The organism is uncultured Maritalea sp., from assembly GCF_937139385.1.
Classification (GTDB): Bacteria; Pseudomonadota; Alphaproteobacteria; order Rhizobiales; family Devosiaceae; genus Maritalea; species Maritalea porphyrae_A.
The window spans coordinates 1-9,871 of record NZ_CAKZPW010000259.1; the positions used below are offsets into that span (position 1 = coordinate 1).

Below are 9,871 nucleotides of genomic sequence, written 5' to 3' on the forward strand. Positions count from 1 at the left end.
AAAATATTTCAACCCAGAACCGTCGCGGGGTGGCCGTGTCACGGAATGCGACATCGATAAGAATGTGTTGTCGGTATTTAAGGACGTAGGCAATTGCAAGGTAGGTTGCCCAAACTTGAAGTATTCTGCTGATTTCATCGACCCAGATCGTCGGCATTGTGAATGCGTATCGCATCACAACTTCGTAGAACACGAAAAAGCCGATGGCACAGAACATCCAACCAGCCAGTCGACCTGTAAATTCTGATACGGCGTCAACTCCGCTGACAAAACCGTCCAAAACAGCTCCCATATTGTTTTTCAACGAAAACAAACTCCCCAAAAGGGCAGGGCGGCACTTCTGACGCCCTGCTGATTGTTTAGACCGATGTTAGTCCGCCCGAGCAGCGGCAACGACATCTGCAGCGACTTGGCCACCACTTTCCACAAAGCGGTCCACAACACCAATGGTGGCTGAAACCCATTCTTGACGTTCTTGCGCGCTCAGCTCAACAACTTCGATGCTTTTGCCCACTTCGGCAACCGCTTCTGCTTCCTCTGCATAAATTGCGTCGCGGAGTTGTTGTTCAACTTGCAAGGCCGCTGTGTCGATGATTGAACGTTCTTCGTCCGTTAAATCCTGATAAAAATCGTTATTGATCACTGCAACAAACTCGATCGCACTGTCATAAGACAATGTCATGTGATCCATGACTTCAAAAAGCTTGCGCGATTTCACTGCCGAGGCACCAGTCATTCCAACATCAACTGCACCTTGCTGATAAGCAAGGAATTGTTTTGAACCAGACATAAGTGTTGGGGCACCTCCAAGCGCTTCCACAGTCCAGCCAAGCACCTTGCCGTAGGTTCTAACTTTTTTCTTATTCAAGTCAGCGGGCACGCGCACGGCTGAGCCTTTCGACAAATAAACATTTCGACCGAAAGCTTGCCACCATAGGACGCGCGAGTTGGTTTCTTCTAGAATTGCTGCGTCCAAAATGTTGCGCATGGCTGAGCCTGTTGCAACACTCGCGCGCAAATGCGCTTCGTCTTTGAAGAAGAAAGGTAGATTGATGACATCCACCGCAGGGACTGCACCTGCAAAACGGCCCAAGAATGCTGATCCAGCCTCAACAGCTCCCGTACCCACTGCAGTGGGGACCTCTTTGTCCTTAAACAACTGAGCTGAAGGGAACAAAATGACTTTCAACGAGCCATTGGATTTCTCTTCAACAATCTCCTTGAAGGCGTTCCAATTGTGACCCAACGAATGAGATTCAGGCAATTGAAGTGTAACGCGGATGGTTTTCTCTGCGCTAGCTTGTGTGCAGCTGAGCGCCAGAAGTGCCGCGGTTATCGTACCAAGAATGGCGTTTTTCACAGAATGTCTCCCCATTGTATAGTCGGACATCAGAACCCTCTTTCTAATCTCCGCAATATTTGCTATCATTTGTATTACATATGTAACTCAGCGTTAGCAGATAGGGTTCTTTAACTCATGTCAAGGGCAAAGCAAGTTGAAAAGGGCGATTCGCTAATCGGAGCAATCTATGCGCTGTCGCAGAAGATTATGCGACTCTATTTGAATGCTGTTGTTAGAGAAACAGGCCTGAATTGGCAGGACTGGCGAATTCTGCGGGCTGCCGTGGAACTGCAGACTTGCCGAGCGCAAGACATTAGCTCAGAAAGTGGTTTGCAAAAGACACACGTGAGTACAGGCTTATCGAGGCTAGAAAAACTTGGTCATATCAAACGCGTGAGCAACCCTGACCACGCCCGAAACAAGCTCATTATCAGCACGGAGAAGGGGCACGAATTAGTGCAATCCGCGAGCCCTGTCCTTGATGAGTTGGAAAGCACTTTGGCCGCCGCCAACGATGACAACGAAGGCAAGGCTTTGCTCAGGAGCTTGCAAGAATACGAAGAGCATCTGGGGAAAATGTTTGAAGATCCAGACGTTGCCAGCAAAAAATAGCTTCTCTTGATTTTATCCTAACGCACCACCGCATCGTGCCATTCGTAGCCCGGCAATTGATGGTAAAACCCGTTGGAGAAGGGCGCATTGATGCCATCATCGCGCATGAGTTTTAGTGCTTCGGATGGGCTGAGTTTATTGTCGAGCACATCGCGGAATGCATTGATGGCTGTGAAGGTACCTTTGGACTGGGGCGAGATGCGGAAGGTTTTGATGCCGATGTTTTGCATTTCGTCTAGGCATTCGACCAGATTAAGCACGGAGTGCGACTGGGTTTGAATGCCGTTCACGGTGAGGAATTTGTCACCCTCAAGGGTGTCCAGCCGCATGCCATCGGGATCTTCATCACAAACAAAGAGGCATGAATCTTTGGTCCGGTTGTGGGCCCGGGCGTGATAACAGCGCGCAGATAGCGCCAGTGACATGCGGCCATAGACCTGCACTTCCAAATCCACATTGAACGGTGCGGCGGCTTTCACCAGCGCTTCAATGCCCGATTTTGGAATTTCGGGGTTTAAACAAATCGAAATGGTGCCGCCTTTGGCATAGACCTCAAGCGCTTCCTCGTTGTAGCAGTTCATCAAAGGACCAATATAGTGTGGCTCATTGCCCATTTGATAGAGCGCTGAAACATCGTTGGCCTCAATTAAGAAGCCTTCTGATGTGGCGACTTTTTTCACCTGGCGACGGTCAATGTCTGTGGTAACTTCGGACAATGTTGAAAATACAACGGTTTTGCCGGCGTCGGTAAGGCGCTCATAAATATCAGGAATATGCTTGTCGTAGAGCGGTGCGCGTTTGGAGCAAATCACTTCGCCCACAAAAACTGTTTCAACTGGCGCTTCATCAGCCACTTTGAAATAGAAATCGCGCCAATCATCTGCCGCCCAATTATATTGAACAGGGCCAAGGGTTAGTTGAGCACTCATTACTATCTCCACGTCTTAGATTTAAACGCGCCTTCGGTTTCTTTGCCGCCTTCGGTCAAAGCAATCAGCTGCGAAATGTCTGGTTCTTCCCCAATCGCATAGGCATCAATCGCTTCGCGGAAGGATGAAACAACAGAGCGGATGTAAGCACGCGAACGTTGACGACCTTCAATTTTCAAGGCGGTCACACCTGCTTTGATCAGATCAGGCAGCAAGCGCGTTAAATTGAGGCTGATTGGCTCTTCAAACGCGTAATAGTTCTTCTTGATCGCTGTATCATAGCGACCTTTGCAAATGGTTGGGTAACCAGCTGTTTCGCCACATGAAATGCAGTCAATCGCAAACTCGCCTAAACGGGTGGTGAGGTTTTCTTCTTCGTCTGGCTCATACTCGACGTGACTAGCCGGTGAACAAACCCCGTCCATATTGGTAGATACGCCTGTTACATAGTTGGTAAGCGAACAGCGCCCTTCGGCCATCATGCCGATATTGCCGAACACAAAGGCTTCAATTTCGCAATCAATCGCGTCATGTACCCGTTTGATTTCAGCAACAGTTAAAATACGCGGCAAGACCACACGCTTCACACCAAACTGCTCAACGTAATAGTTGATCGCTTCAGGTGAGGATGCTCCCGCTTGCACAGACAAGTGAAGACGCTGTTCGGGATGCTCACGCGCAACATATTGCGCCATGCCGATATCGGCAATGATTACCGCGTCCAAGCCAAGCTCTACGGCATCATCAACAGACTTCTTCCAAAGGTCCGTGCGGCCCGCTGTTGGAAACGAATTGATCGCCGCCAAAACCATCGCATCTCGGTCGTGCGCATATTTCACGCTTTCCGACAGTTCTGCTTTTGTGAAATTAAGGCCAGAGAAGTTGCGCGCGTTCGTTGGGCCTTTAAAGCCGCAATAAACCGCGTCTGCACCCGCATCAACTGCAGTGCGTAAGCTCGCTGGCGTGCCCGCCGGGCAAACTAATTCAGGTTTTTCAAGTTGGGTCATGCTCGTGCGCCTGTAATTCTGTTGGCCATATTGATGCTCGCCCGCAGCGGTTTCGCCAGTGGGCCAAATGCCGTTGCAACATCATCTGCAAGGGTCGTGTCCATATCGTCGAGCGCGTTGCGCAACAAAAGTATGGCTTCAGTATCGCCGGTAATTAGAATGTCGCGGTTGAAAAACAGCGCGTCGCTGTCTGTTTTACTGTCGATCATTTGCAGCAAGGTTGAAAACTTGCCGCTGACCAAAACATCATACTGAATTTCATCATGTCGCGATCGAGCCACCAACGTGGGATTGGCTGGGTCAGGCTTAAGCACCAGCAAAAACGGGATGCCTTTGGCATTGATCAAAAACGTCTTGTTGGCGCCAGATTCCAAACGCTCAAAAAGCTCGGGGTGAATTTTTGCCACATGGCGTACAATTCGGCGAAGCACTGGTTGCAGCGGGAGCAACGGGAGCACCCGAGAAATAGGACCAGCTTTTGGGTCGCGAAAAATGCGCGGTTGGCCACGATGTGTTTTCTTTTTCATGGCAAATCGATACGCCTGACGGCCGAATGCAAACTTGATATAAATCAAGTAAATATCAATTTGCGCGGTTTTGCCTCAATGAAGTTGGCTGCGCCTACAATTTGTCGCGCAGCGCGTAATAGGTCATGGCTAGAATGAGCAAGGGCGTGCGCAGGCCAATGCCGCCAGGGAACTTGTGCGTAGGCACATTGGCGAGTACATCAAATCGTTCCGCGGTACCTGCAATAGTATCGGCCATAATCTGCCCAGCAAGCGTCGCCATGCCCACGCCATGGCCCGAATAGCCTGAGGCTGAGTAGATATTTTTACCCAAACGCGCGAAGTGCGGCATGCGGTTTATCGTGATGGCCAGTGTGCCACCCCATGCGTAATCAATTTTTGCGTCTTCAAGCTGGGGAAAAATCTCGAGCATGCATTTGCGTACCAAGCCGGAAATGTCTGCGGGGAACTTGTAGCCATAGCTTTCCCCGCCACCAAACAGCAAACGATTGTCGGCAGACATGCGGAAATAATTGACCACGAATTTGCTGTCAGCAACGGCCAACTTTTCCTTGAAAACTTCTGGAGCCAATTTGCTGCCAAGTGGTTCAGTGGCGATGATAAAATTGTTGATGGGCATCACCCGCTTGGCGGTTTGTCCATTAAGATTGCCCAAATACCCATTGCAACCCAACACGATATGTTTGGCTGTCACCGAACCTTCTGCTGTAGATATTCTGCCCGCATTTTCATCGATCTGCGTAACCCGGCTGTTTTCAAATATCCGTGTACCTGCCTTTTGCGCAGCATCGGCCATGCCAATGGCCAAGGCGAGGGGATGCAAATGCGCCGCACCCATGTCGACCGATCCACCATAATAGGCAGGAGAATCTACCAGTTCGCGCAGTTCTTCCTGTTCGACAAAGCGAATCTGATCATAATCGTATTCGTTTTGCAGTTTTTCCACATAGTGGCGGCTTTCAGGAATGTAGCGTTTGCGATGATCTGCGTGAATAATGCCCGGCGTTAAATCGCACTCAATGTTGTGTTTCTTGACCAATTCTTTGACGAGATCTTTGGATTGTTCGGCAAACTTCCAAAGCAGATGCGCATTATCGCGGCCGACCATTTTTTCAAGCGCATCTTGTTCAACCCGTTGCCCGGAGCCGAGCTGTCCACCATTGCGGCCAGACGCTCCCCAGCCAACGCGTTGCGCGTCAACGAGTACCACATCGAACCCGCGTTCTGCTAAGTGCAGCGCAGCGGAAAGCCCAGTAAATCCGCCACCAACAACGGCCACATCAGCTTTGATGTCGCCCTTTAGCGTTGGAAAGGGAGCCAGTTGCTTCGTGGTCGCTGCGTAGTAGGAAGCAGGATATGCGCCCGCAACATCGTTGGCGGTTAAAACGTCCATGGCCATAGCCAAACCTCAGATTTTAGAGCATACCGTTTTGGCGCATTTTGGCATGAGATTGATCCAGCACACGACCAACTTTTTCCGCCAACTCGTCAACTTGAGCTTTGGAAATTATGAGCGGAGGCGAAATGATCAAACCATCGCGTACCGCACGCATCACCAATCCATTCTCAATTGCAAAGTCCCGGCAAATGTTACCCGCATCACCAGTCGGTGTTTTGAAAGGTGCTCTGGCGGACTTGTCTGGGGTTAGTTCCAAACCAGCCACCATGCCGCAAATTCTGGCTTCGCCCACAAGCGGATGATCGGCAAACTGCATCCATTTGTCTTTCAAATAGGGGGCTGTCTCTTTCGACGTTGTTTCAACGATTTTTTCCTCGTCCAAAATGCGCAAGTTTTCCAGTGCAACAGCTGCAGCAACGGGGTGACCTGAGTAGGTGTAGCCATGGGCAAATTCGCCGCCCTTTTGGGCCAATACTTCAGCAACATGGTCCGAAACCATAGAGCCGCCAATTGGCAAATAACCCGAGCTCAGCCCCTTGGCGATGGTCATAATGTCAGGCCGAATGCCAAATGTTTGGCTGCCAAACCAATTGCCTGTGCGCCCAAAACCACAAATCACTTCATCCGCAATCAACAGGATTTCATATTTGTCGCAAATGCGCTGAATTTCAGGCCAATAAGTATCAGGTGGGATAATGACACCGCCTGCGCCTTGGATAGGCTCGCCGATAAAGGCCGCCACTTTATCTTCGCCCAAGCGCTCGATCTCGGCCTCTAATTCTTGCGCACATTTAAGGCCAAACTCTTCAGGTGAAAAATCGCCACCTTCGGCATACCAATAGGGCTGCGCGATGTGCGTAATGTCAGGAATTGGCAAACCACCTTGCTCATGCATAAACGCCATGCCGCCAAGGCTTGCCGCCGCAACGGTTGAGCCGTGATAAGCATTCTGGCGCGAAATGATGACCTTCTTGTTTGGCTTGCCAAGGGAAGACCAATAATGGCGTGCCAAACGAATATTCGTGTCATTCGCCTCTGATCCCGAACCGGCATAAAACACATGGTTTAAGTCACCAGGTGCCAGTTCTGCCAGTTTTGCACTCAACTCAATTGCAGGGACATTGGTCGATTGAAAGAATGAATTGTAATAGGGCAACTGCATCATTTGTTTCGTTGCAACATCCACCAATTCTTGACGACCATAGCCAACGTTCACGCACCAGAGACCGGCCATGCCGTCCAACAATTTGTTGCCGTTGCTGTCCCAAATATAGGCGCCGTCGGCACGCGTGATAATGCGCGTTCCCTTTGCGTTCAATTCGCCCATGTCAGAAAATGGATGAATATGATGTGCCGCATCAAGAGCCTGCAGCTTTTCGGTTGGCAAATGGTTGTCGATAAAATTCATTGGTCTTCCAATCTATTAAACGTTGAGCAACAGGTGCTCGCGTTCCCAAGGGGAAATCTCGTTCAAGAGTTCTTCGATCTCTTGGAATTTGATGCCTTCATAGACTTTGCAAAAGTCTTCACCCAACATGTCGCGCAGCGCTTGGTTTTCTTCAAAGCGGGGCAGGGCCTCGTTAATAGATTGTGGCAGCGTCACACCGTCCTTATAGGCATCTCCGGTACGTTGTTCGCGCGGCTGAGTGCCCGCTTTCATGCCTAAGAAACCACAAGCAAGGCTTGCCGCAAGCGCTAAATATGGGTTGCAATCCATGCCAACGATCCGGTTTTCAACACGTCGAGATTCTGTGTTCGAAATCGGAATGCGTAGGCCGGTTGTGCGATTGTCTTTTGCCCATTCGATGTTAGCAGGTGAGGAATCGTCAGCTTTAAAGCGACGATATGAGTTTACGTAAGGTGCGAAAATCGGCACGGCTGAATCCAGGTGTGCTTGTTGTCCCCCAAGGAAACTCCAAAAATACTCGCTCTCGGTCCCATCTTTATTCGAGAAGATGTTCTTGCCCGTTTTTGCATCCACAACGCTTTGGTGGATATGCATGGCGCTGCCCGGCTCATCACGCATTGGTTTCGCCATAAAGGTCGCAAAACAATTGTTGCGTAGTGCTGCTTCACGAATGGTGCGCTTGAAGTAAAACACTTCATCGGCCAGTTTCAACGGGTCGCCATGCTGCAAGTTGATTTCAATTTGCCCAGCGCCACCTTCTTGGATGATTGCGCCGATTTCCAATCCTTGCGCTTCAGCAAAGTCATAAATGTCGTCAATCACCGCGCCATATTCGTCAACAGCGACCATTGAGTAAGCTTGTCGGCCAATCCCTTTGCGCCCCGACCGTCCAATTGGCGGCTCAATCGGCTCATTTGGGTCAGTATTGGGACGTGTGAGATAGAATTCCATCTCTGGGGCGACAACAGGGCGCCAGCCCTCTGCCTCATAGAACGACAAAACACGCTTGAGGACGTTGCGCGGCGCAATTGTAATTGGTTCCCCGTCGGTTGTTTCTAAGTCATGAACAACCTGCAAAATAATATCGTCAGTCCAAGGTGCTGCGCATGCGGTACTCAGATCGGGCCGCAAAACCATATCAGTTTCAGTCCACTGGTCTTTAATGTCCATATCCGCATATGCACCAGTTACCGTTTGGTAGAATATTGAAGTGGGCAAAAAAGAGTTGCCGGTTTCGGAGAATTTCTTCGCAGGCATCGTTTTACCGCGCGAAATACCCACCAGATCGGGCACGATACATTCAACTTCTTCCACACGACGGCCATCGAGCCATTCAGTGGCATGTTCGGGGATTAAGTCCATCCAACTTGGTATTTGTGCCATGAGTTTTCCTTGCTATCCATTTGAATATGGATGTCGCATATAATTTGATCAAATTATGATTTGTCAATCGAATTTGTTTCGACTTCCGGTTGAGGCGTAGTGCGTACAAAGGCCGCGCCGGAGGAAATATCCTCCATAATTGAAGCGCGCAGTGCGCCAATATCTTTCGCTTCGATGGCCGCGATGGCACGTTTGTGTTGGTCGTCAAGGTTGCTGGTGCCAACGCGTCCGCAAACCACGCGCATATACGGTGCCATTTGCAGCCAAAGGCTTTCTGCCATCGAGATCATAATGCTAGCATTTGAGGCTCTATAAAGGGCGAAATGAAAAGCAAAATTGCACTTAAGGTAGTTATCGACACTGCCCTCAAGAATCGCCTTGTCCATTTGGTCGTCAATTGCCCGCAAAAGCATCACATCGACGTTGTCGATTGCACGTACAGCAATTTCTGGTTCAAGCATCAAACGCACCGCCAATAGTTCTTCAATGCGATCGTCATCCATCTCGGGTACCGAAATGCGGCGGTTGCCATGCATTTCTAACGCGCCCTCTGCCACAAGTCTGCGGATTGCCTCGCGCACCGGCGTAAGGCTGACCTCGTGATCATCAGCAATGCCCTGCAAAGTTACAGACATGCCCGGCCGGAACTTCCCAAATAGCAACCGCTCTCTCAAATCACGATACAATCGTTCGTGGGTTGGCAGGTTTACGTCTTCGAGGTCTTGTTGTGGCAGGTCCATAATTCGCTCAGATCTGATTTCGATTTTCGCAATATGGTTGACATTTGATCAAAAAGCAATATTTGATCAAATTATATCGTGGAGGCGATTTTCATGTCTAATGAGTTTAATGGCGATCAGGCAATCCAGTCAGCCAGCCTAAAGGGCAGGCAGCCAGAAATGACCTATGCGGGAGTGCTGAGCTTCTTGCGTCGAAAATACAGCAAAGATATTTCTGGCGCTGATGTGGTTGTGTCGGGCGTCCCTTATGATGGCTCCGTTAGCCATCGTTCTGGTTGCCGCATGGGGCCACAGGCCATTCGCGCCGCCTCGGTTCAATTGGCAGAGCTAAAGGCGTTTCCGTTCGGCTTTGATCCCTTTGAGAATCTGTCTGTGATCGATTTCGGCGATTGTTTTCTGACCCCGCAAAATCAAGCAAGTGTGCCTGAAACCATTCAAAACCATGCGCGTAGTATCATTTCTCAAGACGCCAAAATGCTCACTTTTGGTGGCGATCATTTCGTCACCTATCCACTTCTCAAAGC

Annotated in this window: 11 protein-coding genes; 2 read left to right on the forward strand and 9 right to left on the reverse strand. The window is 49.9% G+C overall.

Annotated features, from left to right (window positions below; genetic code table 11):
• Together Q0231_RS10770 and dctP are read right to left on the reverse strand one after the other, a co-directional pair.
• A partial coding sequence (locus Q0231_RS10770) for a TRAP transporter small permease subunit (protein WP_299347672.1) occupies positions 1-304 on the reverse strand: 304 nt, incomplete at its 3' end.
• A gap of 66 nt (positions 305-370) precedes the next feature.
• Entirely contained in the window at positions 371-1,390 is a 1,020-nt protein-coding gene (gene dctP, locus Q0231_RS10775) for a TRAP transporter substrate-binding protein DctP (RefSeq protein ID WP_269394326.1), read from the reverse strand.
• A gap of 171 nt (positions 1,391-1,561) precedes the next feature.
• Here dctP and Q0231_RS10780 point away from each other — a divergent pair, with 171 nt between their 5' ends.
• Positions 1,562-1,954: a MarR family winged helix-turn-helix transcriptional regulator gene (locus Q0231_RS10780; protein ID WP_299347673.1), complete on the forward strand. Its 393-nt coding sequence runs from the start codon at positions 1,562-1,564 to the stop codon at positions 1,952-1,954.
• Between the two features lie 17 nt (positions 1,955-1,971).
• Here Q0231_RS10780 and Q0231_RS10785 read toward each other — a convergent pair whose 3' ends face one another.
• From Q0231_RS10785 to Q0231_RS10815, 7 genes are all read right to left on the reverse strand, one after another.
• Entirely contained in the window at positions 1,972-2,883 is a 912-nt protein-coding gene (locus Q0231_RS10785; RefSeq protein WP_299347674.1) for a U32 family peptidase, read from the reverse strand.
• Positions 2,884-2,885: 2 nt separating this feature from the next.
• Positions 2,886-3,890: a peptidase U32 family protein gene (locus tag Q0231_RS10790; protein ID WP_299347675.1), complete on the reverse strand. Its 1,005-nt coding sequence runs from the start codon at positions 3,888-3,890 to the stop codon at positions 2,886-2,888.
• Positions 3,887-4,417, reverse strand: a complete 531-nt coding sequence (locus Q0231_RS10795) for an SCP2 sterol-binding domain-containing protein (RefSeq protein ID WP_299347676.1) — start codon at positions 4,415-4,417, stop codon at positions 3,887-3,889. The genes Q0231_RS10790 and Q0231_RS10795 overlap by 4 nt, the downstream gene beginning before the upstream one ends.
• Before the next feature lie 94 nt (positions 4,418-4,511).
• A complete protein-coding gene (locus Q0231_RS10800) occupies positions 4,512-5,810 on the reverse strand; it encodes an FAD-binding oxidoreductase (RefSeq protein ID WP_299347677.1) in 1,299 nt (432 codons plus the stop codon).
• 22 nt (positions 5,811-5,832) lie between these two features.
• Positions 5,833-7,224: an aspartate aminotransferase family protein gene (locus tag Q0231_RS10805; RefSeq protein ID WP_299347678.1), complete on the reverse strand. Its 1,392-nt coding sequence runs from the start codon at positions 7,222-7,224 to the stop codon at positions 5,833-5,835.
• 15 nt (positions 7,225-7,239) lie between these two features.
• A complete protein-coding gene (locus Q0231_RS10810; RefSeq protein ID WP_269394319.1) occupies positions 7,240-8,607 on the reverse strand; it encodes a glutamine synthetase family protein in 1,368 nt (455 codons plus the stop codon).
• 53 nt (positions 8,608-8,660) lie between these two features.
• Entirely contained in the window at positions 8,661-9,347 is a 687-nt protein-coding gene (locus Q0231_RS10815; protein WP_269394318.1) for a GntR family transcriptional regulator, read from the reverse strand.
• Between the two features lie 93 nt (positions 9,348-9,440).
• Between Q0231_RS10815 and Q0231_RS10820 the strand changes: the two genes are divergently transcribed.
• Positions 9,441-9,871 (forward strand): arginase family protein (locus Q0231_RS10820; RefSeq protein WP_299347679.1); only part of this gene is annotated, 431 nt, incomplete at its 3' end.

Coding starts and splice junctions, on each gene's coding strand:
- dctP (WP_269394326.1), bottom strand. CDS start 1,390: ATGTCCGACTATACAATGGGGAGACATTCTGTGAAAAACGCCATTCTT.
- Q0231_RS10785 (WP_299347674.1), bottom strand. CDS start 2,883: ATGAGTGCTCAACTAACCCTTGGCCCTGTTCAATATAATTGGGCGGCA.
- Q0231_RS10790 (WP_299347675.1), bottom strand. CDS start 3,890: ATGACCCAACTTGAAAAACCTGAATTAGTTTGCCCGGCGGGCACGCCA.
- Q0231_RS10795 (WP_299347676.1), bottom strand. CDS start 4,417: ATGAAAAAGAAAACACATCGTGGCCAACCGCGCATTTTTCGCGACCCA.
- Q0231_RS10800 (WP_299347677.1), bottom strand. CDS start 5,810: ATGGACGTTTTAACCGCCAACGATGTTGCGGGCGCATATCCTGCTTCC.
- Q0231_RS10805 (WP_299347678.1), bottom strand. CDS start 7,224: ATGAATTTTATCGACAACCATTTGCCAACCGAAAAGCTGCAGGCTCTT.
- Q0231_RS10810 (WP_269394319.1), bottom strand. CDS start 8,607: ATGGCACAAATACCAAGTTGGATGGACTTAATCCCCGAACATGCCACT.
- Q0231_RS10815 (WP_269394318.1), bottom strand. CDS start 9,347: ATGGACCTGCCACAACAAGACCTCGAAGACGTAAACCTGCCAACCCAC.